Annotated in this window: 21 protein-coding genes and 1 pseudogene; 9 read left to right on the top strand and 13 right to left on the bottom strand. The window is 39.3% G+C overall.

Translation table 11 applies throughout. The annotated features are described in order from the left end of the window. Nucleotides 1-164: 164 nt before the first annotated feature. Both AACU25_RS34885 and AACU25_RS34880 read right to left on the bottom strand, forming a co-directional pair. On the bottom strand, nucleotides 165-725 hold the full coding sequence (locus AACU25_RS34885; RefSeq protein WP_096584720.1) for a siphovirus Gp157 family protein: 561 nt from the start codon (nucleotides 723-725) through the stop codon (nucleotides 165-167). Nucleotides 726-727: 2 nt separating this feature from the next. Further along, on the bottom strand, nucleotides 728-1,012 hold the full coding sequence (locus AACU25_RS34880) for a hypothetical protein (protein ID WP_096584717.1): 285 nt from the start codon (nucleotides 1,010-1,012) through the stop codon (nucleotides 728-730). 146 nt (nucleotides 1,013-1,158) lie between these two features. Between AACU25_RS34880 and AACU25_RS34875 the strand changes: the two genes are divergently transcribed. After that, the gene (locus AACU25_RS34875) at nucleotides 1,159-1,779 is read left to right on the top strand and encodes a hypothetical protein (RefSeq protein ID WP_096584714.1); all 621 of its coding nucleotides are present in this window, start codon (nucleotides 1,159-1,161) and stop codon (nucleotides 1,777-1,779) included. 314 nt (nucleotides 1,780-2,093) lie between these two features. Here the strand turns inward: AACU25_RS34875 and AACU25_RS34870 are convergent, their stop codons facing one another. From AACU25_RS34870 to AACU25_RS34845, 6 genes and pseudogenes are all read right to left on the bottom strand, one after another. Continuing rightward, the gene (locus tag AACU25_RS34870) at nucleotides 2,094-3,596 is read right to left on the bottom strand and encodes a relaxase/mobilization nuclease domain-containing protein (protein ID WP_096584711.1); all 1,503 of its coding nucleotides are present in this window, start codon (nucleotides 3,594-3,596) and stop codon (nucleotides 2,094-2,096) included. Next, on the bottom strand, nucleotides 3,593-4,039 hold the full coding sequence (locus AACU25_RS34865; RefSeq protein WP_321206716.1) for a plasmid mobilization protein: 447 nt from the start codon (nucleotides 4,037-4,039) through the stop codon (nucleotides 3,593-3,595). The genes AACU25_RS34870 and AACU25_RS34865 overlap by 4 nt, the downstream gene beginning before the upstream one ends. Before the next feature lie 147 nt (nucleotides 4,040-4,186). Next, nucleotides 4,187-4,600 (bottom strand): annotated as a pseudogene (locus AACU25_RS34860) (transposase family protein); the annotation flags it as partial. A 55-nt stretch (nucleotides 4,601-4,655) separates the two neighbouring features. Further along, nucleotides 4,656-5,111 (bottom strand): helix-turn-helix domain-containing protein, encoded by a 456-nt coding sequence (locus AACU25_RS34855; RefSeq protein WP_321206715.1) that lies wholly within the window; start codon nucleotides 5,109-5,111, stop codon nucleotides 4,656-4,658. Nucleotides 5,112-5,641: 530 nt separating this feature from the next. Then, on the bottom strand, nucleotides 5,642-6,181 hold the full coding sequence (locus AACU25_RS34850) for a GNAT family N-acetyltransferase (RefSeq protein ID WP_199347337.1): 540 nt from the start codon (nucleotides 6,179-6,181) through the stop codon (nucleotides 5,642-5,644). Nucleotides 6,182-6,309: 128 nt separating this feature from the next. Continuing rightward, nucleotides 6,310-6,792 carry an AAC(3)-I family aminoglycoside N-acetyltransferase gene (locus AACU25_RS34845; RefSeq protein ID WP_096584705.1) on the bottom strand — a complete coding sequence of 161 codons (483 nt, stop codon included), beginning with the start codon at nucleotides 6,790-6,792 and terminating at the stop codon, nucleotides 6,310-6,312. A gap of 771 nt (nucleotides 6,793-7,563) precedes the next feature. Between AACU25_RS34845 and AACU25_RS34840 the strand changes: the two genes are divergently transcribed. From AACU25_RS34840 to AACU25_RS34820, 5 genes are all read left to right on the top strand, one after another. Next, nucleotides 7,564-8,712: a ParM/StbA family protein gene (locus tag AACU25_RS34840; RefSeq protein ID WP_096584703.1), complete on the top strand. Its 1,149-nt coding sequence runs from the start codon at nucleotides 7,564-7,566 to the stop codon at nucleotides 8,710-8,712. Beyond that, complete coding sequence (locus AACU25_RS34835; RefSeq protein WP_096584700.1) at nucleotides 8,709-9,332, top strand: hypothetical protein; 624 nt, start codon at nucleotides 8,709-8,711, stop codon at nucleotides 9,330-9,332. Before AACU25_RS34840 ends, AACU25_RS34835 begins: the two co-directional genes overlap by 4 nt. Nucleotides 9,333-9,377: 45 nt before the next feature. Then, nucleotides 9,378-10,148 carry a mobilization protein gene (locus AACU25_RS34830; protein WP_096584697.1) on the top strand — a complete coding sequence of 257 codons (771 nt, stop codon included), beginning with the start codon at nucleotides 9,378-9,380 and terminating at the stop codon, nucleotides 10,146-10,148. An 81-nt stretch (nucleotides 10,149-10,229) separates the two neighbouring features. Then, a complete protein-coding gene (locus AACU25_RS34825) occupies nucleotides 10,230-11,012 on the top strand; it encodes a DUF6753 family protein (protein ID WP_096584694.1) in 783 nt (260 codons plus the stop codon). Between the two features lie 187 nt (nucleotides 11,013-11,199). Further along, the gene (locus AACU25_RS34820) at nucleotides 11,200-11,748 is read left to right on the top strand and encodes a hypothetical protein (protein WP_096584691.1); all 549 of its coding nucleotides are present in this window, start codon (nucleotides 11,200-11,202) and stop codon (nucleotides 11,746-11,748) included. 126 nt (nucleotides 11,749-11,874) lie between these two features. Here AACU25_RS34820 and AACU25_RS34815 read toward each other — a convergent pair whose 3' ends face one another. Together AACU25_RS34815 and AACU25_RS34810 are read right to left on the bottom strand one after the other, a co-directional pair. Then, nucleotides 11,875-12,306, bottom strand: coding sequence for a hypothetical protein (locus AACU25_RS34815; RefSeq protein ID WP_096584688.1), 432 nt, complete (start codon nucleotides 12,304-12,306; stop codon nucleotides 11,875-11,877). A 170-nt stretch (nucleotides 12,307-12,476) separates the two neighbouring features. After that, complete coding sequence (locus AACU25_RS34810; RefSeq protein ID WP_190445785.1) at nucleotides 12,477-13,127, bottom strand: primosomal protein; 651 nt, start codon at nucleotides 13,125-13,127, stop codon at nucleotides 12,477-12,479. A gap of 265 nt (nucleotides 13,128-13,392) precedes the next feature. Between AACU25_RS34810 and AACU25_RS34805 the strand changes: the two genes are divergently transcribed. After that, complete coding sequence (locus AACU25_RS34805) at nucleotides 13,393-15,003, top strand: AAA family ATPase (protein ID WP_096584682.1); 1,611 nt, start codon at nucleotides 13,393-13,395, stop codon at nucleotides 15,001-15,003. A 7-nt stretch (nucleotides 15,004-15,010) separates the two neighbouring features. On the opposite strand, the gene AACU25_RS34800 is transcribed toward AACU25_RS34805, so the two are convergent. Further along, nucleotides 15,011-18,676, bottom strand: a complete 3,666-nt coding sequence (locus tag AACU25_RS34800; protein ID WP_096584679.1) for a hypothetical protein — start codon at nucleotides 18,674-18,676, stop codon at nucleotides 15,011-15,013. A gap of 132 nt (nucleotides 18,677-18,808) precedes the next feature. Here AACU25_RS34800 and AACU25_RS34795 point away from each other — a divergent pair, with 132 nt between their 5' ends. Further along, entirely contained in the window at nucleotides 18,809-19,054 is a 246-nt protein-coding gene (locus tag AACU25_RS34795; protein ID WP_096584676.1) for a hypothetical protein, read from the top strand. Between the two features lie 569 nt (nucleotides 19,055-19,623). Here AACU25_RS34795 and AACU25_RS34790 read toward each other — a convergent pair. Together AACU25_RS34790 and AACU25_RS34785 are read right to left on the bottom strand one after the other, a co-directional pair. Next, nucleotides 19,624-21,186, bottom strand: a complete 1,563-nt coding sequence (locus tag AACU25_RS34790) for a helix-turn-helix domain-containing protein (RefSeq protein WP_096584673.1) — start codon at nucleotides 21,184-21,186, stop codon at nucleotides 19,624-19,626. 556 nt (nucleotides 21,187-21,742) lie between these two features. Further along, nucleotides 21,743-22,732 carry a hypothetical protein gene (locus AACU25_RS34785; RefSeq protein ID WP_096584670.1) on the bottom strand — a complete coding sequence of 330 codons (990 nt, stop codon included), beginning with the start codon at nucleotides 22,730-22,732 and terminating at the stop codon, nucleotides 21,743-21,745. 872 nt (nucleotides 22,733-23,604) lie between these two features. Between AACU25_RS34785 and AACU25_RS34780 the strand changes: the two genes are divergently transcribed. Beyond that, complete coding sequence (locus AACU25_RS34780; protein WP_242044081.1) at nucleotides 23,605-24,057, top strand: helix-turn-helix domain-containing protein; 453 nt, start codon at nucleotides 23,605-23,607, stop codon at nucleotides 24,055-24,057. Nucleotides 24,058-24,102: the final 45 nt, after the last annotated feature.

Raw genomic sequence — 24,102 nt, 5'->3', positions numbered from 1 at the left:
ACATAAACCACATTTTTTTATCTCACACCAAGGTGTAAATAGGAATATAAGAGTTTTTTTGAAGAACATGAAAACTGTTGTAAGTTGCAAACAAGATTTATGATTAGCAGCCAACAAAACAGTGAAATTCCTGTGGTTGGCTACTCAATTAGTTAAAGCTATTGCTAGAAGCTGTGGATTGCCGTTGCTGTTAAAGCATAGACAACTCGGCGCTTACGTTCGATATGAGTGCCATTTACAGGAATACCTTTTTTCCAAGCAGCAATAATAGCTTTCTTGTTTGCTGAGTAAACAGTCTTTTCTTTGCGGTATTTAGGAGGCAATTGTTCTGCATCTATCAGCACCTCACAACTTGGTGGATTTTCTTTAATTGTGATGCGAAGTGAATTACCGATCATTTGTTCAGGTAAAATTCCGGTAGCGGCTTGTTCTAAAATTGTTTCATCTAATTTTTGTCGCCAGCGTTCTAGTCTTAACAATGCTGATTGATGTACAGCTTTTAGATGTTCTAGTCGTTGCTTAATAGCCGCTATTTCAGCATTTAGTTGTAATGCTAGTTCTGCTTGGATATCAATAACTTCTTCTTGAACTTCCTGAGTTTCCCAAATAGCGGTGATAATAGCAGCTTCCTCTTCAGGAGTCTGGCAATTACTCAGCTGTTCCCAGAGATGAGCAGCAGTTTGGGAAAGTTCTGCTAAGGATTGTTGAGCGAGTGCTAAATTCATAACTACCACTCCTGACAAACTTGGTAGTATTCATATTCAGCTTCAATCTGTTCTAAAATAGCTATAGTTCCTGAATCTAAATTAGTATTGTCATATAAATTTGAAGTGACCTTTTGTGTAATTTGAGGATTTTTACAAGCAGTAGTAGTTGAGTTAGGTGATGTTGAAGTTATTTTCAATGTTTGCATAAACTTTGCTTGCTTAACGCCAAAAACAATGGCGCGATAGCGCGTCTGGTAAGCGCAGCAACTTTCTCTGCCAATGGATATGATTTCAAATCCTGACACAATTCTAAAAATTCCAATTTATTAGTCGTTTTGCTCTTTCCATTGCCTCAGTTGAATCTGGTTTAATTGCCAATGCTTTACCATAAGCAATACTAGCTTCTTGCCATTGATTTAATTATTAAACACAAGCAAATTGATAACTACTAATGTCTACTGGCTATTATCCGGTTATTCTTTATCCACCGTTAGCAAGGCGGTTTGCTAACGACGACCAAGGAATGGGGTATTTAAAAACATTGTTTCAAGGATACATTGCATTACCAGATGGAAATGGTACAGCCAAGCAAGGTGTAAGCGAAAAGGAGTTTTATCGCTATTTACTGTGTGCGTTTCCAGGAAATCTTATCTGTCAAGCGGTTGAGTTTGAAATTCCTGGTTCACCCCGATGCTATTCAGCCGATTTTATTCTCTACCATCAATCTTCTGGGTTAGCTCTTGATATTGAAATTGATGAGCCTTACACCGGAAATACAGGTAAACCTCACCACTGTATTGATGTTGATGACGATAAAATCCGTAACCGTTTTTTCTTGCAACGCAATTGGGGCGTGGTGAGATTTGCAGAAGTTCAGGTAGTGCGTCATCCTTGGAATTGTTGTAAGGCGATCGCTCAAATCATCGCTCGGTTGACTGGAGATGATAGTGTATTTATATTATTGCAAAGATTGGCTGATGTTCCTTTACAAAAACAGTGGACAAAGCGTGAAGCTAGACTGATGGCTAAGAAGAATTATCGCCAGTCTTATTTACTAAAACTGGGAAATTAAAACGAGAGGTATTAGCTTCCAGACTTACCTTTTACGAATTACTAATTCATACTTTTTAATCTTAATTATGGGGTTAAGTCAATCATAAACTAGCTTTTTTGGCTATCTTTGTCTGTTGTTATTATCTTAATTAGCAACTAATTCAATTACGAATAATTTTAATAATCATATAGTCTCCCCAGAATATAGCTACTGTGTACACACAAATCTTTTAGAGTTGTCTCACACCTTTTTAATGCTGTTCAAAGATATGTATACACAGTAGATTATGAGTAAAAATTGGCAGGATGTTAGATGAATTTTGGTGACTAATATTAAAGTTCCCAAATTTGAGAATCTGCTATTCGACTTTGCTTGAGTTGATGTTTGTTCAGGGTTAGCATCCCATTCCAACCAGCTTGACCGGGAGAAACTTGTTTAGCTTGAGGTAGTTCAGCCAATATTTCAGCTATCAATTCCTCAACTTTCTCATGATCTTTAAAAGCGATGACTACTGTATCAAGCGATCGCAAAAGTTCTAGAGGTAATTGCTCGCTATCGCCTACATTCCAATACAATGTAGGTTTGCGCTTTTCTTTGTCAACAGTTGATTCTAAGGCAATGACAGAGAGAACTTCAATCGGGTCACTTAGTAGCACTGCTCTTTTGACTGTGGTATCTGTAGCCATCCAGAAGCTACCATTTTTCGTCATCTCCGAGTTAAGGGGAATAGTGGTGAAGTTACCTGTTGCTTCTAGCTGTTTGGCTTGAGTCGGAACATCATTGAGTGTGCGTTCTACAAATATTGCTTGACCTGCAAGACTCGCATAAAGCCAACCCTTTTCATATACTTCTGTGAGCAGAGAATTAGGTAAATTGTACTGCTTGCTTAGGTTTAGGCGTATTTGCTCCCAGTTTGCTGGTTCTGGTATGGGCAAGGAATTGGTCACAGAAACAGAGAACGCAGTATTTTCAACAGTTTGCTCTATTAGTTTCTTTCTGCGTTTATCATCCTGTTTTGGCACTGCTAGTGTGGAATTTTCAACAGCTTGTTCTATGAGTTTTTGAATGCGTTGATCATCCCGCTTGGGATTGTAGTTTATACCGCGATGTTTTTGTAAACCAGGAAAAGTGTATGCTTTACCGAGATGCGTACCACTAAAAGCTACACCGTCAAGTTGATAACTTATGCCTTTGACTTTACCTGTGCGAGTATAACCGACGCGGACATTAATACCTTGTTGTTGCATTTGCTCTATTAACTCTGACATTGTAGGACTGTCGTGAGTTGCTAGATCAAGGAATCGCTGAAGTTTGACTCTAACGCTTTCCTCGCCAGTTCTGGCAAGTTGTCTAAGTTCGCCTGTAGTTGGACTGTGCTTATCTTTTCCCCAACTGGGTTGCACAGATTGTAAATTGTATTCCTGCTCCAACTTGCGAATTACCACTTCACTTTTGTGATAATCCCAGCTATCAGAAACTGTAGTACCATCTAAGCGAATGCGGCTGGCAACAATGTGTACATGGTCATGTTCTCGATCAATATGACGCACTACTGTATATTGATTCATGTCAAAACCCATTGCTTGCAAATATTTTTGGGTAATTTCATGCCAAGTCTCATCATCCAAACTCTCTTGGTGAGGCAAGCTGAGAGAAGCATGATAAACAGCCCTACTAACTTTTGGGTTTAGTTGTCTGGAGAAGCGGAACTCAGCAGCCAGTTCTCGTGGGTTGTTTGCTTCCATGTTCCCACCAATTTGTTTAGCTCCTTTTTTACTAAAGAGATAGTTTAGTAGTCCCCGAAAACTTTTGCCTTTAATCTGCTTGCCAATCACGCTTCATCTTGTAAATCGCTGATCAAATCGATTTCGGTAATCTCTCGTCGCACTTGCTTCACCATATCCCTAAGTTGTTCTAACAATGTTCTATTTACAACAATCGGTTCTCCCATTAGTACTGAAGTATTTATTGCTTTAGTTATTTGATTGAGATTATTGCCAATTTTACCTAGCTCCCAGTAAGTTTGACCTGCCACTTTAGTGACACGCCGGGGCAATTGGTTTTTCAGAGTCTTGCTACGAAACAATTCACTAATTGTGAGATTGTTTTCAGATGCCATTTGCTGTGCTTTTTCATATTCTTTTGGAGTCAATCTAATATCTATCCTTAAGGAGCGCTTTTGCATTATCAGTGCATTAGTCATTGGTTTTTTCAGTTTGACAGTATTGTTACAAGTAGTCATCAACCAACTGTCTATTTTTGAATTTGTAATAGACATCTCCGAAAACTCTCAAAGCTTCTTTGTGACTAAGTTCTAAGCTGTAAAGACAGGCAAAGCAGATTAACTAGTTTATACGATACAATAAGACTTTGAGATATTTATTGATGTTAACAGCCCCAAAAGATATAGTAAGATGCATTTCTTTTAAAAGAGTGAAATAGGAGGTCTTTTCTCTGGTAAAATTAGGGCTTTTATTCGTAATCTTACTAATCCGCAAATAGTCAGAATTACTTGCTCATACTTTTTTGAATTTAACCTAAATCTTTCTTGGACGACTCGAAATATTTTTACGGAACGGATTCGATGTTCAACAAATATCCGTTTGGCTGAAAACTTTTTGTTTGATGATTTTTGTTCAATGGTTAACTCTCTATTTTTTGGTTTCTTTATAGGAGTTTCAATTAAATCTTCTCCTATATAAGCCAAGTCTCCTTTAAATTTTTGTTTTGGGTCAAAGCGGTCGCGATTCTCCCGAAACAAAGTTATATCACTCTTTGGTCCTGGTTCACCTGCAACAACATCCACAATGTCTTGACCATCAGGCAATACGATCATTTGACTTTTAAATGTATGATGACTCTTCTTTCCTGAGAAATACTTTTCTTGCTCCTCATTATCTCGCTTGTCTTTCTCTTACTTGTTCGTAGCTATCAACAGTTAGTTCATATTCTGTCAAAACTTCTTTAACAACTTCATAATCTAGTTTGTTTTTTTTTACTTGTTCAATTAGGCTAGATGGTAGTAATTCTCGTAATATTGGTAACCAATAATTAAATGTGTCATTCGCTGTCGATTCACTCACTCCAAACTGGATGCCAAGAAGTTGAAATGTCATCAAGTGTCGAAGATAGACCAATGTTAAAATTATCTGTTCAGTGATAGATAGTTTGGGTTTGCGACCACCACCACCCGATATAATTCTGATTTTCTGTGACTCTAACAGAGCTTGTTTTTCATAGTGTAATTGCTCCGCATTTTGAAGTAATATTTGTAGCTCCGGATACCCTAGACCAATTAACCGTTGTGTTTCTTGAGGATTCGCTTCGATATGATCTAGTACAGAACTCATAAGCTTGGTGTAAAAACCTTTTATTATATTCTTTACCACACAACGTTACTATTTCGGAGATGTCTAATGCAAAAGCAACTACAACAAATTTAGTGCGATCACTACGCACTTCCATTACTGTGGGAGAGTGCTATAGGCGATCACTCTCTTGCACCGTCACTTCTAAAGCGTCAGTTCACTAATATAAATTGACAAAGACAAAATTATGTGTTGATTCGTATCTGGTAGTTAGTTACCATATCAAAGTTTCCACGGTCTTTATTTTGAGGATATCAGCGTTATTTTTAACGTAACTGTTCAAGCAGACATGATATTTTTGGTAAAATGCTGATTTATGGCTAAATATGCAGTTTTAACTCCCTTTAGAATTAAAGCTCCGAGTCCATCTACCAAAGCAGAAGGATCACCAAATTGATGCGCCTCCTAACTAAAAAACCCAGATGAAATATTCGGAAGTTATGCTATATATGACTGCCAATATTGTTCTAATTTCTCATTATTTATTCATCGGAATTTTTTTGAGCGGGTAATCAATCTTTTCTGCCTAATTCAAAAGTTTGCTCAATACATAATTCACCCTTAAATTCCACCTCTTGTGATCGCACTAGATTCATTCCCAAACGTCTAAGCAGATTGATGGATGGTTCATTTCGCATATCAGTTAGACCAACAATCTTGTTGATAGCTTCAAGCTCAAACAGTGAATCAATTAGAGCTTGAGCAGCTTCTTTAGCATATCCTTTACCTTGCCCATCAGGACTCAAAGTAAAACCAATTTCCACAATTGTTGGATTTTCGGCATAAATCTGCATCCCGATGTCACCAAGGAGTAAATTGGATTGCTTGTGTGCGATCGCAATTTGAAACCATTCGCCTGGTATCCCGATTACTGCTGTCTGCATTTCGTTGATAAAGAGTTTTGCTTCAGCGTCAGAGAGCATTGACCAACCTTGGAACCGAGATACTTGAGGGTCTTGGCGGTAAGCAAGAAATCGTTCCAGATCCAGATCAATAAACCGACGGAGAATCAGCCGTTCAGTTGCTTGGGGTAGAAAATTCTCTGAAAACAAGAGAATCCTTCTCCTTTTTGCTTAATTGAGATGGGCTCAACACCTGCTAGCTAACGTTCGCGCTCGCCGGACTCCTACAACTCTAGCTACTAGATAGTATACTCCAAAGTTCCGGTGCATTCCGGTTGTTATGCATCTTCATCGCCGACAGGAACAGCAATATCGAAATGAAGCACATCTTCGCGTACCCCAAGCTTTGTGTAGAGTGCAATCGCAGGGTCATCCCCGATGTCCGCCTGCACGAAAATAACATAAGCTGCTCGCGCTACAGCGATCTTCTTTAATTCCTGGATTAATGCGGTGGCAATTCCTTCACGTCGATGCGCTGCTGCAACAGCTAGATCGTAAATATAAATTTCACTACGCTCCTGCTCAAACTTCTGGAGTTCGTAAGCGGCGATACCTCCAACTACTGATCCATTTTTTAATGCTACAAGCGCAATGAAATAATCGCTGTTTAACAAACGCTTGAGATAGGCATTACTTGGACGAGACGAGCTATAGGTATCAACTTCATCGAAAGCCTCACCGAAGGTAATCAATAAGCCCTCCATAAGTGTCAGGTCGTTGGCGGAAAGCTGACGAATGCTAATTGGCTCGGAGGATGACATTTTCTACCTATTAATTGGAGCGGTGCACAAAGGTGCTGGGTAAGATGCACAATTATTTATTGTACGGAAAACTTCTTTTTTAAACCCCTATTTTGGGTATTATACAAAATTTTTCCGTGTGCGATTCGTTTCTAAGTAAATTCACTGCCTAGAGTAGGTATTGGGAACTTCCTCAATACGTATAACTATTCCATTACTGGATCGGCACTCTAATTTTGATTATTTTCGTATTATCTCCCCTCTGTCACGGTGGTTAACCTACTGAGGTAGGGGAACCGTGAAAGGAGGGCAAGCTTGTTGCCACACCTGAGGGTGCGTTTTTTCTCCCAAGAAAAAATGTCCGGACAGCAACATAGCTTGCTACTCACCAAACGTTTTTTGGGCTGCTCGAATTAAAAACATGAGTGGCATTGAGTTGGCATTTAAGCGACACTTAATTGGCATTTTTTGACTATTGTATTGTCAATAAGCACTTTTATTGGCAATAAAAATATATACATAATGTACGCAGTTGCATTGAATTGGCGCTCAAGTTGTATTTAGTTGGTATTTAATTGACGTTCAATTAGCATTCAATTGGCGTTGAATTGGCATTCGAGTGGCGTATTTTTGAAGCGAATTTAATACATAAGAATGACCAATTCCGAGAATGCAGCAAAAAAAATAACCAATAGGCTAATTTTTCGCATTATAAAAATGGTCAGTGGGTAGATTGGCATGATTTATATTTGCACCTAACTTAAAGGAAAGCTTTTAGGTGAACCACAATCAATGTCAAACCTGATAGTCAGTTTTGACCCTGGCGCTTCCTTAACTAAGATTGTTTACGAACTAGCAACTGAAGGTAGACCATGTTTGATGACAATGGAACCAGAGATGCTGAAGTTGCCTCAAAGTTCGATTGACGCTTATATGTCAAGTCGCAGGGGTCTTGAATCTTCTAAACCAGTAGATGAAGCCTGGGTGTCAAGTCCTGCGGATGGTGATAGACAATGTACAGTAGTCGGATTCCTCGCACGGCAGTTTTCAGCATCTGCTAGACTTGATAAACTCAAGTACGAAACCTCAATTCACAAAGCCTTAGCGGTTATTGGTGCGATCGCTCAAAATAACAACTTGCCTAACAGGTTTTCACTCTCACTGACTTCACTACTACCCTATGGTGAATATCAAAATCGCCAAGCATTTGAGCAACAATTGCAGTCTGCACTCAAGGATTTTAGGTTTCGGGGTCAAAGATTGCGGGTGAAACTGGAGCGATTCGAGTGCTTACCCGAAGGTGCGGGATTAGCAATGATTCGCCAACGCCAAAATGGTAAAGAATGGTTCAACGCCCAAACCATCGCAGTGCTAATGTTTGGACATCGCAATACCAGCCTTCTATTATTTGAACGGGGCAAAATGACTGCGGGTTACACCAATGGGCTGGGCTTTCACCAAATGGTAAAGCGAGTAATTGAGCGCACATCTGGACAGGATGCTACTAATTTGACCTCTGCTATCTATGCAGCTGGTTCACATATCACGGCTGATAACCAAGCAATTCGCACTCTGGTGAAAAGCAGAGAACCTAACAACATTAATTATGAATTGCAGATGATTGTTAATGCCATTGCTACGGCTAAAGCTGAGTATTGGTCTAGACTTTACGATTGGCTCGAATCAACTTTACCTGCAGTGAACGAGGTGATTTTGAGCGGTGGTGCAGCATTGTACTTGGAGCCAGAGTTACAAGAGTGTTTTCAAGAAATTTCAACTTATTGGGGTGCTGACTTACAGCAACAGGTACAAGAAGTATTCAAGGATAAAAGTAATGATTATTACCGTAATTTCCGAGAACAGGAAGCTTTGTCGTTTAGGTTGATTGATGCATTTGGTTTGTTTATGCGATTTAGAGCGCAATTGGAAAAAGTAGCATGACCACAAATAAAAAACAATCCAAAAATAATGACAATAAAAGACAGTCCAGTAATAGTTGCAAACTATCTGAAGAAACTGACAACCCAAGACAATATAAAAATTTGAGTTTTCGGATTCGTGCTTACTCAAATACTGTTGATGGAAAGCTAATTATATATTTGCAAAAGGGAAATGGAGTCAGTAGTAGCAAAGAGATGGTATTACAGGCATTACGAATGTGTTGGTTGCCTTTAGCATATCAAGCGCAAGCAAATGTCGATGTAGAAATTAGCGATCAAGAAGTACATCAGGTAGGGTTAATTTGTTGTCATGCTTTAGAGCAACATTTGGCTTACTTACGAATGGCGCTTAAATTACCACATCAATCAAGTGATGTTTTATCTGTACCTCTAAGCACTATGAGCAATTCTCAAACACTTGCTACTATGTTCGGTTTAAACATTGGTAATAGCAGTAGTAATGATGAAAATTATCCTAAAGCTAGTGCTAAAGGTAAGAGCAAAGGCAATGAGAATAGTCAGAATAACAACCAGCAAAAACATAAGATAGATTCTGATTTATTCATTCCTGGTACGGGGTCTTTCTATGATGAAACAGACAGTATGTTTGATGATATCTAAAAATTTATTAATGCACATTTAGGATAATTATCAAGGAGATTTTAGATGGCGGCAATTCACTTTATTGACGGTGAAAAAGGTGGAGTTGGCAAGTCTTTGTTTGCACGAGTTATGGTGCAATACTGTATTGACAATAAAATATCTTATGAGTTAGTAGAAGCAGACCAAAGTAATCCTGATGTGGGCGCATTTTACCCAAATAATCATAAAAAAGCAGTTTTTAGCGAATCAGAGCGTAAAGCTTATGATGCTGATGAAATTTTTAATTCAGCACTCATAACTTCTGTGATTGTCAATTTACCTGCTCAAGTCTACCCAGCAGTAACTGACTGGATTGAGCGTAATCAAATCCTAGAAATTACTGGAAAAAATCAGGTCAAAATATATAAATGGTTTGTTTGTAGCGGTGGATATGACAGTGTTCAATTATTTATTCAATCTCTAGAACGATTTGAAAACAAGATTAAGCACATATTTGTACGCAATTTTGGTTTATGCGATGACTGGAGACACATAGATGGACGTAAGAATTTACAGGAATTAATCAAAACCTATAAAGTAGCTGTCATTAATTTTCCCAAGTTTAGCTATCGAGAACGGGATATCCTCGATGCTAATCAGATAAATTTTTCTGCGGCTAGAAATTATGGAGAGTTAGGTGTATTAGGTAAGCAGCGATTACACAATTTTCTCAAAAAAGCTTTTGAGGAAATTGAAGAAGCTAAAATTTGGAATCTGACCGCAGCTTCTATTACTTCCCCAAGCGAAAAAGTTGGTAATTCTAATACCAACAGAAAAGTTGCTACTAAAAAGTAATCTTAATGACATCTCTCACCATCAAGCCAGATTACCAAATGAGCGTGAGAAGGGGCAAATTAGCTAAAAGTAAATACAAATATGAGTAAATCTCACACAGAAGAACTTGATTTAGACGATGAATTTTTGAATTCAGTCGCTGCTAGAGGTAAAGGACTGAGCCAAATTCCTTACCCAACTTTACTAGATTTAGCCATTCGAGGTAAAGATGATTCATTTAAAGCTAGGGTTTGGGAAATAGTAGTTCAAACTGGAGTAGACCCTGACGACCCAGCATTTCTGATGATGATTGCTACTGGCAGGCTACAAGTGCTATTGGAAGACAATCCCAAAGAAATGGAGGCAATGTTTGACCTGTGGCAAACGCAGCTTTATGACCATCTCCAGACATATGAAAAGATAGCAGTGAAAGGCCAGCAAAAAGCGATCGCTCAGGCAGTAACAGCATTAATCAGACGTAGTGAATTTGAGCGTGCTATTCATTCAGTTCCCTCTCTAATTGCTGCGGGAATATTGCTATTAATTGCAGCAGGAATTGGTGGACTGGTAGGTGTAGCTGGAACGTCTTGGTATCAATTCAGTAATTTAGATCCTACTGGGCCACGCCAACTTACACAAGCCCAAGCCGATGCTTTGGAATGGGCAACCAGTAATGAAGGTAAGTTTGCTCACAATCTAATGCAATGGAATCAAGATTTGCTGAGTCGTGACCAAAATGGTCAACTTGCTTGTACAAAGGATGTCAAGCGTTTGGGGGTAACACTTCAAATTGGAGGAAGTAGCAGAAAAGCCTTGTCCGGGTTCTGCACATTATGGATATCACCTGCTAATCAACGCCAATTTGTATCTAAGCCCAAAAATTAACGGACTTTCAACTAAAAAAATATTCTCCCTTTGGGACGCTAAGTTTAGCTTGCTTACCCATAGGGGTAAGAATTTAGAACAGGGGTGGAAAACAGGAACAGTCTTGTTGAGTCCAGAAATTGGGATAATTGTTTTTTTGGCGTTCCCTTGTTTGTCAAGTTCTCAATCGTAGAGGAGAATTCAGCAGATGTTTACCCGTAAAGTTAACTGGCTTTGGCTGCTGGTAATAGGAGGTACAGTTACAGCCTGTACCCCTCCTACTCTTGTAAATCTTAATGACAAGGATGAGAGGAATACAACTCAAGCACAAGCTGAAACTGTGCCTGATTATCCACCAATGTATGACGTGGATGTTAAAGTTTGTGGCAACATCATTGCCCCTCTAAAGGAAGGAAAACGTTGTGTCAATCAAGAATTACGTTTGTGGGGGCCAGTAGGAGAGGCAAAATTAGTTCGTGCTGGTATTTCTCTGCCATCAGTGTCTAGCGTAGAGAATAAATTGGCGATCGCCTCGAAAGGCTGTTATCCTGTTTATTCTCAACCTTCCCAGCAGCAGTTTTATTGGGCTGATTCGATGATTCAAGTCAACAAGGGAGGAACTGCACCTACAGTTGAGGTCAAGCCAACTCAACTTTCAAACCAGCAGATTCATGATTTAATGACCAGTAAACTTTCCAGTCGGACAATTACAACATTTGGTGGGGTGGGGTGCGAATCTGCATCTTCAGTAAAATAAAGCTACTCGGTCAACCACTTTTGAACCTCTTGAATTCAACAGCAATCGCTTCCTTCAATTCTGTTTTTTGGATGCGGGTGGGTGGGAAATAAAATGCCCTGAATTAGATAATTCAGAGCATTGTAATTAATCGTCAATTTCTATATCTTCGTCATCTTCATCTTCTTCAAAATCATCATTTATCAAGTCATTAGAGTTGCTACTCAAACTATTGAGTACGTCCATACGTCTAAACCGAGCAGCTTTATGAGAAGCACGTCTATCTCGAATTTCATCAAGATTATTCAAGCCGTAAAGTCTGCGGGCATAATTCACCAGTTCTTTTAATGGTGTATTTACATAATCCTTACGGAATTGGGAATTATGTTTGTCCCAATCAAACACAATCCCATTAAATCTGGCTGCTGCTGCTAACTCTCTTCCTGATTCTTCCCGCAATACTTCAACTACCATCAAGTGTACTTTTTCCTGATAAGTCATCACTCGTTCTAAAGCAGGAATATGCCTTTCAATTTTACGTGATGGTTTGGCAGTTTTGCGAGCGCTAATGTTAACCATGAGATTTACTCCTTCATACTTATATTTTTTTCATAAAAACCGCATCGAAAGATGCAATTTATCTTGTTTTATCTAACTGAATACAGGAAAAAATAGCCATGTATTGTTTGAGGTAATACATGGCTATTTCAAGTTTTATCTGTGAATTACTGAGAATAAACCGGAATTATTTATTCGTCTTCATCTTCTTCATCTAATTCGTCATCTTCATCTAAATCTTCGTCGAGTTCATATTCAATATCGTCCTCATCTTCATCCAAGTCTTCATCAAGTTCGTCATCTAAATCGTCAAGTTCTTCCTCTTCTTGTTCTTGGAAAGAATTACGACGTTCCAGAGAGGCGCGATTGAATTCCACTAAATCTGCTATTGCTTGCTCTGGATCAGTGCTAATAGTGTCATACAGCATACTCATGAAAATTGCCACTATTTCTGGTGCATATTTGAGTGCATCTGGTTGTCCAAACAATTTAGGAAATAATTTGGTATTCCATTTCTGCCAATCAAACTTTTTGTTACCACCTTTCTTTTTCACTTGAGCAGCAATGTCAAGTCCGAGTTTTTCACGGGCTGCATGACCGATTTTTGTGGAAACACGGGAATCTCGTAACTGTAATTTAACGCCGTATTCCTTGAAGATTAGATTCCGCAATTCTTTCAACAAGGCTAATGCCTCTTCTTGTGGTGAAGCATTCGCTACCTTTGATTTAGTTGTAGCAGATGTACCATTAGTTTTGGCAGATGTTTTAGCATTAGCTCCGTTGCGATTGTTGTTATTGGTTGTAGCTTTAGCGATTCCTTCGGAGCGCTTTGCGTAAGCCATTTTACAGCTTCCTTTAATAAAGTGAATTTTTCACCTCCTTGCCGCAATCGCGGCTTTCACATCCATTTACTTCCAATTTCAAACCTATGCGGAGCAGTTTCTGAAATTAACACTGTGCTGGAGGCGATGCCTGCTCTGGGCGTAGCCATCGCTCTTTTTCATGTAATAAATATAGCCAACTCGTTAGTGATAATTATCCGTGTGGCTAAAGCATCAGTAACCAATTTGCTCTAAAAGGGGGAAGTAAGTTGTTCAAGCTGGAATTATGAAGTTGACAGACTGGCCTGCTCTGGCTGACCAAAATACTGCAATTGTGGCTGTGGAGTATCATACGCCTGACAGAATGCAGATATTACAACAGTTTTACCATTGGGGTGAGGAGCGTTCTTTGTCAGTCTTTGTCTGGAATCCTGGTTACTGTGGACTACAGCAATTAATTCGCCATCAAGGTCAGTACATCTTACAGTCAACTGACAGGGGTAAAGATTGGGACATTATTCAGTATCTTCTGGAGGAATATCAACCAGGCATTTATTTACTGGAGGGGGTGCTAAATGAGAGTGATGGTAGCAAAATCAGTCAAAAATGTAGCTATCAATTACTCAATGCCTGTTATCAGGCTCTCTGGAGTAAAAAACATCATTACTGGGTATTATTGGAAACTTACGTTCAACTACCGCTAGAATTACAGCCTTTTATTCCCATATTGTCAAATCCACTTCCAGACAAAGAGCAGGTACAGATAGTTGTGCAGCAGTTTTGTGATACTTGGGTTGGGCATAGCGATCATCGCCTTCAGAACTGCGCGAAATGCGATCGCTATCCAAGCCTAAAAACAACAGAAACAACAGAAGCACTGCGATCGCTCTTTCGTGCCTGTCAGGGTTTACCTATAGGCGAGATAAATATGCTACTACAGCAATGTCTGGGTTTTGCAGAACAGCTTGAGGAAATCGCCCAATTAGTGCTAAAGCATAAAGTTAGCAAATTGCGGGGACGAGGTTTAGAATACATTGCCCAACCGGATGTACCTTCAGCAGGGGGATTAGATTTACTAGAAAAAAGGTTGGAAACTATTACCTATCTACTTCAAACAGAAGCAGAGAAATATGGATTGAAGTTTCCCACTGGAATGCTACTTTGGGGGCCACCGGGTACTGGTAAGAGTCTTTGTGCCAAGTTAGCAGCTAAGAAAATGGGATTGCCACTGTTAGCAGCTAATTGGGGTGTACTATTGAGTACTTCTCATCCCGACAGAGCATTAAAGGAGTTTATTGCTTTGGTGACTTCCCTTGCTCCCTGTGTACTTTATTGGGATGACTTTGATAAAGGCTTTGCTGGCTGGGACTCTAATGCAGATGGAGGTATAGCACGGCGTTTATCTGCTGCAATACTTACTTGGATGCAAGAGCATCAAGAGCCAGTTTATACAATTGCTACTGTCAACCGCTTAGAAATGTTACCTGCGGAATTAGTGCGTCGTTTTGATGATATCTTTTTTATGGACTTACCCCATGAAGGGGCAAGATATGAAGTATTCAATCTACATTTAGCCAAGTATTTTCCAGCATTTAGAAACAATAATTCACCTTGGAGTGATGACCAATGGCGTAGGTTGTTGGCAGAATATCGTATTTGCAGCCCAGCAGAAATTGGTAATGCAGTCCATCGTTGTGCTGAAGAGGCTTTTTACCAAGGTAGACCTGGGAAAATTGAGTTTGAGGATCTGCTAAAACAGCGACAAGAATTTACACCAGCTATGGAGCGAGAGTCAGAACAGATACAGGCAATTCGCAATCAGGCTATTTATGCTAAACCTGTAGCTAGTCAAGATATTTCTCGATTTGCTTATCAGCACCGGGAGTTATTTGGATGAGCCAAATCTAATTTTTGAAATTATCCATCACCTCTAGTAAAAAGTCTTGATGCCAAGGTTTAGGCAGTATTGAAAGTAAAATACTTATAATTATCACTTGCGTTTTCAAAGTAGTTGTTTTCAACATCAAATGACAATGCTGCTCTAAATTTTCATAATCATAATGGATTATTGATAATAAATTAGGATTCGATTGGCAATCACTAACTAATGAATTATTGTCTGATTCTAAATTATGTGATTCAGGTTCTAAATTATTCATATTACTATTATCAGTCTCTAATACAGATAGGAATATTTTTAGCCACTTTTTCCAACAATCACCAAATTCACTTGCTAATTTAGAAATATATCCTTGGCTAATACCAGAAACTGCTTCAACTGCGGATTGAGTAATTTTTTGTCCCTTCTCCCAAAGTTCTTTAACTGACTGCTTGATTTTCCACCAAGATTTTTCATCTTTAGAACCTGCTTCAATGGTGATTGAAGCAGCGTTAATAATTTCTATTTCCTGGTTAATAAAGCTAAGGTCATAGTCAGCACAGAAGTAGAAGTAAAGTTGTTCTTTAGTTCGATTATCCGCTCGTAAGCGTCCTATACACTGTCTAATTTCAGCTTGTGTTGACCAATCTATAAAACGATTAAATTCTTCATGATCAATAGTCGATTTTGAAATATAATCGCTATTATGCAAAGTTAAGTAAAGCGCTTCTAAAGAGCCAATATTTTGGTAGGGAATACCAAAAGTGCCTAAAGCTGATACATCTTTAAAGTCATTTGATCCTCGACTATCTCTAAACCAACCACCATCACCTTCTTGGCAGAATTTTACAAAGTCAATGAATTTGATATCCGAGTGCTTTACTGATAATTCTGCCCGTAGTGCATTAACTCTACTTTGGCAATAGTCAGTGCGGTTTTTAGAAACTTGTCCCAGTCCTGTGATTTGAATAATTTTCAAATTTTTGTTTACTGATACCTCTTGCTCTATAGTTAAAATTTCTTCACTATTAATGCCCATCCACCACGCTAAGTATTCAGGAGAAGCTGTCGCATCTAGATAAACATTCCAAGTAGCAGCTTGTGCTATTGATATATGCCTTTCATTACGAATTGAAATGAGTAACTGACCCTGTTCTATTCGGAAATTACCTGGGATTTGTCTACCCCAGATTTGTAAAAATGGTACAACCCAATCTAGAGGAATATCTTGCTGAATTTTTTGTGTGATTTCAAAGCTTTTTTCACCAAAACGTTTTCGCAATGTTTTAGGTAAATCATTGAGATTGGCTCCATATTCCCCAGTAGTATTAAATAGATGTTCTAAATTGGGATGTAAAATTTCTGTAACCACAGCGATGATTTCATCTAAATTATCTGGTAATTCACCAAGCATTTCTCGCACGGCTGTATCATTCCACCCGTATAATGGTTGCTTGATTTCTCCTGTCAAGCATTGACGCAGTAACATCCACATCGGCTGCAACTGAGTATTGATTTGGGGGTAGTAGACAGTTATTTGGGCAATTACTTGATTTAAGTCTTTGAGGCTAGCAGCTATCTTAGTAATTGGTTGTACTGTCCGCATTGCTTCATCCCAGAAGACACCGCTATTTGACCAGTCGAAGTTATCAGTACCAGGGGCGCTATCAGGATGAGCGCGGATGCGATCGCACTTTAGAGCTTCTCTTCGCATAAAGCGATGTCCAAACCCAGCACCTGTCAGAGAACGACAAGCTTCGAGTAAATGGCAAGTACTGCAAACTGGATTTTCTGTACCTTCCTGAATTGAGATATTTTTGTTCCGTAAGGCTGCAAAGATGGAACTGCGATGGCAGTTACCAGGTGTGTCAGCGAGTTCCCCATTTTTAGGCCATCTCAAATATTGTTTACCGTTAGGCGTTGAGTCCCATACCATCCCTGAATTGCGAACATCCAGATACTTGTAATTACGTTCAATAGTTTCTGTGGTTACGTTTCTGGCATGAGTAGTAAAGTACCAAAGTTTTTCTACCCCTAAAGTTTCTGGCTGAACAATCCCTGCATCATAGCTTTTGGATGTTCCCGTGGGACTTTTGTCTAAAATATGTTTCCACCCGGCAGCAATGGCTTCCTTGTAAACTTGTAACCGTTGACCTTTCTTGAAGATTATATTCGGTGGATGCTCAAAGTCACCCCATCTGGGTAACTTCCCTGGTTTGTACTCAATTGTCGCTGGAGTGATTTTTTCTTGTTCAGTGTGGTTTATGCTTCTGTGTATAGTAGGATTTTGTTTACCAAAACCGTTTTTGGGTCGATAACGCTCCACCATTCGCCGAAACCACAGCTTGAGTTTGTAGAGCATTCCCCATTCTCTATCTACACCAGCAAGGGCTTTCTGGATTGCTTCCGGACATAAGGCAAAGAAATCTTCTGGTTGTAGCGTGTCGTTGTTCCAAGTTACACCTACCTGATATCCACCTTTGCGGCAGTACTCAACACCTCTGGCATACTGGCGGATTAAATCTAAATTTTCTGTAGAGTCTAGGGCTGGACGCAACTCAATGAGTTTGTCTTCTACTCGATGGAACGAACCGATTTTGAGTAATTTTCTGATTTGGTGATGAATATGGCATTTGTTGAGGTAAGCAGCAGTGGTAATTAGTTTAATTTCATTTTGGCGACCTGCTGCCAGTAATTCGTCAATGTCCAAGTGTTTTTTAGTCTCCAGTTGCCCCCAATCACCCACCGCCAGATGAGATTTTTGCGAACGGCATTGTTGCAGTGTTTGTTCATTAGCTTTAGCGATATGAGGATTGAGACTTGCCCCAGCATCAGGCATGAGGCGAATTTCTTTAGGACGCAAGCGTTTGAGGTAATCCTTTAGGGTTTTTTCACCGTAATGAGCAGCACCGGCTGTACCGATGACAGCAATGTCAGTTTGTCCAGAACGCCATAAGAAAATTGCTGTGAGTAGAGACTTAAGCGCCCCCTCACAAAGAATTACTACTCTTACTCTTTTATTGTTGGGGTGTTTCCAGCAAAATACTGGTAATTCACTATTTGGTAGTTGTGGCCCCGTTCCTCCCTGACTCATACCACTCAGCCAGATGTATTTGGGGTTAGTACGCAAAGTGGCAATTTGAAAGCCAGTGATTTGAAAATTGGGGTCGAGGGCTGCGATCGCTATCCCCTCCCTGCCTAAAAGCTTACCAAAGGGGGAAATGCCAGGGAGGTCGGATGTTATGCCAAGGGGAGCATAAAGACCTGGTTCCCAACTTCTTAGCCAACCTAACGTTTCTAGCCAGTGAATTTCGTCAGTACTCAATTGCCTATTCTCTTGTAGATGCAAGGCGTGTTGAGTACTCAAAGTTGTCACAGATGTTTGCAACAGCAGTCCGAATAGTTTATTGCGTTTCTCTATACTCAACCACTGCTTGACCTTGCTATTGCCTGAGTGGTATTGCTGTCGAAATTCTAGTTTCTTTTCTTGAGAGTAGTGACTGCTGTCGTCCTTAACAAATAAACCGCCCATGTCATTACGTAGCAACTTGATGAAGCGATAACCTGTGGGTGCATCCTGTTGGCTAAAACTCCGCAAGCACTCAATTAAGCCATTGACATGGATGGCACAGCCGTGATGGTTGCCGCAGACGGGACAGGGATTGCGTTTGGAAGTGTATTGACGTTTCATGACGCAGGGACAGAGCTTTGCTGGTCTAATTAGCGAAATTTATATGCGTCACTAGAATACCGTTTCACTTTTTTTGGCTAAAAAAGTACTCAAAGATCAATATGATCAATATGATCAGGTGAGTACTTTTGGATGAAACCCTTATTTGGTAAGCATTTAAAAAAAGTAACTATCACGCCAGGGGGCGTTATTATCACGCCAGGGGGCGTTATTATCACGCCAGGGGGCGATAATTTTGATTTAAAACAAAAAGTTGAGTACTCAAAAACCTTTAAAACTTTAGAGAGCTTGGTTGACCGACGAGCAATGCCGCGCAAGCCCCTAGTTTCTAACTTTGATCCATTACCCACATTTTTTTCTAACTGGCGATCGCTCTAAAATCTGATTTTGTAACCCTGATTCTTGTGTGACCTCAATAAACATTGATAAATAAGAACCAGAGTAAAGCCTTCAAACCCTGACTTCATAAGCTTTTCATAGGTGTGGGGCTGCTAGCGGAAATATCTCAAAATATAGTTAATCAGAAAAAGCTGAAAGCCTCATTAATCAGTTAACTCTTTATCACCCAAAAATTTATGAGGAAAGTTGCGTGGGAAACCCACGCCAGTCCGCACAACGGGGAACCACTGCGGTCTTCTCCCAAGGGGAGACGCTACGTGTAGCTTGCTTCCACGAAGTGGTACGGTATAGCTTCTCTATGAGAGGCTGCGCCCTAAGCGAAGCTATGCCGTAGGCTTTACGCTTAGAGCGAATCCGCGTACTCCTACGGAGAAGCAAGCTACGCGCAGCGTCTCGTAGAGAGCGTTTGAGGTTTCTCCAAGTGGAGCAAGTGGCGTAGGAACCCTCCGCTCAGACTTCTCTTTGCAAGCGGCTGGCTCGACTTGAGCGAACCATCTGTCCCATGTCTCTCTTGTATGCGAGGCTCTCTGCAAAGGGTAGCTTTTTGATCAAGCTAAAATTTCTCTAAGCTTAGTTGCGTACTTTTCAGGAATCGGTTGATTTCTACCCTCATTTTCAATATCCCTGATCCAACTCTGACTCATCCCTACGGACTGAGCAAGCTTCCTTTGACTGATTCGTTTGGCTGTTCTTAAAAGCCGGACAATATCTCCTGTAAGCTCCTTATTTTGGTCTAAATCTATGATTTTTGGAACATCACTTGTTTTTGAAGATGTTTTTACTAATTTAGGAGTACTGGCTGAGGTGAGAGTTTCGTGATTTTTTTTCTGGCATTGGGAATTGCCAGAGACTTCATTGCTTTTGGGAGTTTTGAATTGATTTTGATGTCTTTGAGCAGATAGAGGAAGCTTAAAAGTCAACTTTGCTGGAAATAAAATGTTCTGAATATAGTTATCTGGCAAGCGCTTAGTTCCTAGTAACTGCTGATTTCTTTGTTTAGCAGGTAGGCAACTCAATTCATCTGGCATCGCCCATAAAGGTCTAAGCCACTGTGGGTAGCTTTCATCATCAAACTCTACTTTGATACCAACTTTATCTTTTAAAACTAGCAATGCTTCTTCTAAATTTTCTTTCAGTCTCCAACCATAACGATAATCATTGACTGCTTGTTCTATTTGATAGGACGGTAAAACGTTGCTCAATAGGCTATGAACTGTGTAAATCCCATTCTTGTGAGCGCGGCTATTTTGAATAATGTACAATGCTAGGCTAGATGCTAGTTTATGTTGATGTGGATCTAGATCAAAGACTTGTTTCGGGATAAATCCATACTGGTACAAAGCGGTTCTCGATTGCTCACCTTGGGAATTGAGGAAATTGTAAGTCCAAAGACCTGGTTGTACGCGGATGATCGCTTCGCAAAGATCATCATCTTCCCCGAACAAATTTGGTTGACTATATTCCTGGACGCTCACTATCCAAAGTAGGCAGCGCTCTTTGATACAAAGATTTAACTCTCCTTCATACCAGTGGATAACTGCACCTAAAGTCCCTACTACCAAAGCTAAGTCTGCGATCGCCTTCAGTCTTTGAGATTTTGTTAGTTTTTTACTTTTATATATCTTCAGTGTTTTGATCAGTTCTGAACCTCGCAACACAAATGGTTGCTTCCAAGGTTCTGCTTGTGCAGCTGCATATGTAGCGAATACAGCATGAAGTCTTGCCGCCATCACACCATATTGCTCCAGAATTTGATGTTCGGCAAGGTCTGAGATGTATTGTGGTTGATGCTCTTGTTTGTGCAGAATGTAAAATTCAATATAACGACCCTTCCCAAATGGTTTTTGGAAGTAAAGGCTGCCATTACTGTACTGACTCCAGTCTGGATGTTTTAAGTAGGCTTGAGTGGCACTAATAATTGGTGCGCCTGTTGCGGTCATCTCGTAGTTTTTGCTGATAAACAGTGGTGGTTTTGTAAAAGGAAGGTTCTTCGGTTTTCTAAGACGCTTGGTTGTTTTTGCTGTAGATGGTACTTCTAATCCAGATATTCCTAGTTGATAGTTTGCTGATTGAGGGTCAGCTAACTCTATTTTATTATGTTTGACCGACATCAAAACTGCCCTCCCCAGCCATGTAAGATATGTGTTAGAGAATTGAGTTGAGCAGTAAATGTCAACATTATTTTCAGGTTATTATCTAAGGCTTTAAGCCATATTGCTTTCAATGCCAAAAATTGTAAATGATTTGAATTACATTTAGAAATGCCTGCTTTTTTACTCATGGACTAAACCAGAATTCTACAAATTGTTCTTTGAACAAGCGAGCAGCAAATTTTGCACTGCTACAGATTAGTAATTACTAAGTTTATGTAACAGGAATTGAAGACTTAATTCTTGGGAAAATTTTATATTAAAAATTGTAATTAATCTCTAAAATTACTTATGTTTGCTGAAATTTTAGCTCAATAATAAGCTAACTTTGACTTATCTAGCGTATAATAAAACTTATGTATATCTGACAAGTATAGTTATTTTTTTAGAGGTTTAGGTGTATATTCATCCTTTAAATGAACATTTGTAGTAGTCCTATATAGGCTTTTGGAATGGTATTGAAAGGTTTAAGCAAATAATTTCTGTTTACATAACAGCGAATATAGTTTTGCTTTGGTCAAGCAATTTCTGAAACTTGAATATCAATAATCTCTTGATGAATCTGCGTATTGCGGGATTCTTCGCTTTTAAGAACAGCTGCTTTTAAAATATTTGTAACCCAATCAACCACAACTAAACCAGACTCTTTGGCAGCATCTTGTATTAATGGCTGTAAATATGCAGGCAGTTGTAGAGTTAAAGTAAAGCTTTCTTGTGAGGTTGGCCGAGACTGATTGATTTCATCTAATTCTGCTTGTCGATGAGTCCAGAATTTGCATGACTGTGCCCGTTGATTACCGTCTTTTTCGATAAAGCTTAATTTCCCTAGTTGATAGCAATAGAAACTGTGGGGGTCATCAACAAACTCTTTGCTGCAATGAAGACAGTTCCAGCAGCTACGCTCATCTGATGGTTTAGAGTTGTTAGTTGATTGTTGTAGATTAGGAGTTTTATTTTTCCTAGATTTGGTTACTACATTACCTTGCTGATATTCTTTGGCAACTTGGGCAACGTGGATAGATGTCACTTTGCCACTAGGAGCTGTGGAAACTGCTTTATTCCAAGCTTCTCGTTGTTTTTCAGGAGGTAGTACTGTTAGAGGACGGGCTTGGCGCTCATTGGCGGGAAGAATTTGTGCGCCATGGCGCACATTTTCATAAACTGAGGCTGCCTCCATCAGTTGATAAGCCGAACGTCGTGACATCTCCCAACGATTAATGCAATATTCCTCAAAATTTTTGTAGTGTTGCCGATATAAACGTTGATCTTGAATCTGGCGTAAGGCTTGTCCTATTTCCCAAAATGCTCTTAATCCACGTTCTACTTTAGCTTCTAACCTCCTTAGTTCCTGCGCCTCAGCCTCGCTGATAATTTCGCTGTTTTGTATATTTTCACCATTAGTCTTGTTATATTCATGGTCTTTCTTTAAATCCACTGGCTCACAATCGGGTGTGGAAGTAAGAAGATTAAGTTTATCCAAATTAATGGCAGAGCTAGAGGATGACATTAATATGTTTTCTCCTCTGATAAGGTTTTAAGTCTTTGTTTAAACTAGAGGTATACTGAACTATGCTGTGATTAACAGATATTTTTGTATACATAGTATTTCTTTTGCACCATGCAATACTTACTATTGCACAGTGCAATAATAATTACATAGCTGCTTAAATTTTCTTAATATTTATAATTTGTATCCTACAATACAGAATGTTAAAATTAGAGGTCTAGTCTAGCAGTATAAAAGTAGCAGATTTAACAACAAATACGATTTAACTATGATGTTGTAAGTATGCTTATTTGGAGAAGTAGGCATGTATAGCCCAAAATGCCTGTATTAAGGGCTAATTCGTAAAGAAAATCTTAAGGACACCCAATTCATTACTGGGTAAGCTAATCGTCATTCATTTTTCCGGGATGAGTCGCTTGTGGTCAGCGGTTCAGCCTTGGGGTTATGCAACTTAAATGCTCATTAGCTTCTAGCTTTCGCAGGATAAAGACTTGATTAATTTAAATTCCTGAAACCCTTACGATACGAAGAGTTTACTTAAGTTTACAAATTAGCTCTAAAACCAAGACAGCAAAAATAAGTATTGTTGAAAATTCTTAAGACTGAGATAAATTAATCACCGTGCTAAGAGCTTTCCAGATTTGATGGTATTAGGCTGAAAGTAGCCCTAAGAATCTGGAGATTTAGGAAATAAATTTGTGCTTGTCTATTTCTTTACAATCAGTTGGGGTAGCTGAAACCCTTGTAAATATTAGAATTTTAGTCTTAAATTAGTTATATTAAAATTAGCAATCTAAGCCCACAACAGCTGCCCTAGTATCCTTTAGTGGTTAGTATCCAGTGGTATAAATACTAAATTAAATTAAGTAAGTATGAAACCTCAAGTATCAGTTGCCACTTTTAATTCCGGGTCTTCTACAATGCAGGAACGCCAGAAACGATTAGCTCAGTTGGTTGAGCAGCTGTTAAAAGATGGCTGGACTCAAACGACCTTATCTGAAGCGCTGGGTGTAGATTTCACAACAGTTTATCGGTGGTTGAAAGGAAAAACTGTTCCCGAAGCTGATTCTAGGAACTTTCAGCGGTTAGCAAAGGTAACTGGTGGCGATAGTGAATCATTACAGCTTTATTTAGATGGAGAAATTTCCTTATCGACATACTGCCAAGGTTTAGAGAAACAAAAATTGCAAGGTATAAAAAAACGTAAAACTTTGAGTTCTGAAGAGATTAAAAGAGAAGTCTTAGCACAAATTTATTTACTCGATCCAGCAGATATTGCAGAAGTAATTTCTACAAGTGTAGCATTTTTAATTAAACGGGCTTAAGCTAATTATATTTGTATTTATCTAATAAGTATAAGTATAAACGCT

The sequence above is a fragment of the Tolypothrix tenuis PCC 7101 genome, from assembly GCF_963874875.1.
Lineage (GTDB): Bacteria > Cyanobacteriota > Cyanobacteriia > Cyanobacteriales > Nostocaceae > Aulosira > Aulosira tenue.
The sequence above is the reverse complement of the archived record's forward strand: the minus strand, read 5'-3'. Positions and strand labels throughout refer to the sequence as shown.

Coding starts and splice junctions, on each gene's coding strand:
- AACU25_RS34790 (WP_096584673.1), bottom strand. CDS start 21,186: ATGTCGGTCAAACATAATAAAATAGAGTTAGCTGACCCTCAATCAGCA.
- AACU25_RS34820 (WP_096584691.1), top strand. CDS start 11,200: ATGTTTACCCGTAAAGTTAACTGGCTTTGGCTGCTGGTAATAGGAGGT.
- AACU25_RS34825 (WP_096584694.1), top strand. CDS start 10,230: ATGAGTAAATCTCACACAGAAGAACTTGATTTAGACGATGAATTTTTG.
- AACU25_RS34840 (WP_096584703.1), top strand. CDS start 7,564: ATGTCAAACCTGATAGTCAGTTTTGACCCTGGCGCTTCCTTAACTAAG.
- AACU25_RS34885 (WP_096584720.1), bottom strand. CDS start 725: ATGAATTTAGCACTCGCTCAACAATCCTTAGCAGAACTTTCCCAAACT.
- AACU25_RS34845 (WP_096584705.1), bottom strand. CDS start 6,792: ATGTCATCCTCCGAGCCAATTAGCATTCGTCAGCTTTCCGCCAACGAC.
- AACU25_RS34815 (WP_096584688.1), bottom strand. CDS start 12,306: ATGGTTAACATTAGCGCTCGCAAAACTGCCAAACCATCACGTAAAATT.
- AACU25_RS34830 (WP_096584697.1), top strand. CDS start 9,378: ATGGCGGCAATTCACTTTATTGACGGTGAAAAAGGTGGAGTTGGCAAG.
- AACU25_RS34855 (WP_321206715.1), bottom strand. CDS start 5,111: ATGAGTTCTGTACTAGATCATATCGAAGCGAATCCTCAAGAAACACAA.
- AACU25_RS34800 (WP_096584679.1), bottom strand. CDS start 18,676: ATGAAACGTCAATACACTTCCAAACGCAATCCCTGTCCCGTCTGCGGC.
- AACU25_RS34785 (WP_096584670.1), bottom strand. CDS start 22,732: ATGTCATCCTCTAGCTCTGCCATTAATTTGGATAAACTTAATCTTCTT.
- AACU25_RS34780 (WP_242044081.1), top strand. CDS start 23,605: ATGAAACCTCAAGTATCAGTTGCCACTTTTAATTCCGGGTCTTCTACA.
- AACU25_RS34835 (WP_096584700.1), top strand. CDS start 8,709: ATGACCACAAATAAAAAACAATCCAAAAATAATGACAATAAAAGACAG.
- AACU25_RS34810 (WP_190445785.1), bottom strand. CDS start 13,127: ATGGCTTACGCAAAGCGCTCCGAAGGAATCGCTAAAGCTACAACCAAT.
- AACU25_RS34865 (WP_321206716.1), bottom strand. CDS start 4,039: ATGTCTATTACAAATTCAAAAATAGACAGTTGGTTGATGACTACTTGT.
- AACU25_RS34795 (WP_096584676.1), top strand. CDS start 18,809: ATGAAACCCTTATTTGGTAAGCATTTAAAAAAAGTAACTATCACGCCA.
- AACU25_RS34875 (WP_096584714.1), top strand. CDS start 1,159: ATGTCTACTGGCTATTATCCGGTTATTCTTTATCCACCGTTAGCAAGG.
- AACU25_RS34805 (WP_096584682.1), top strand. CDS start 13,393: ATGAAGTTGACAGACTGGCCTGCTCTGGCTGACCAAAATACTGCAATT.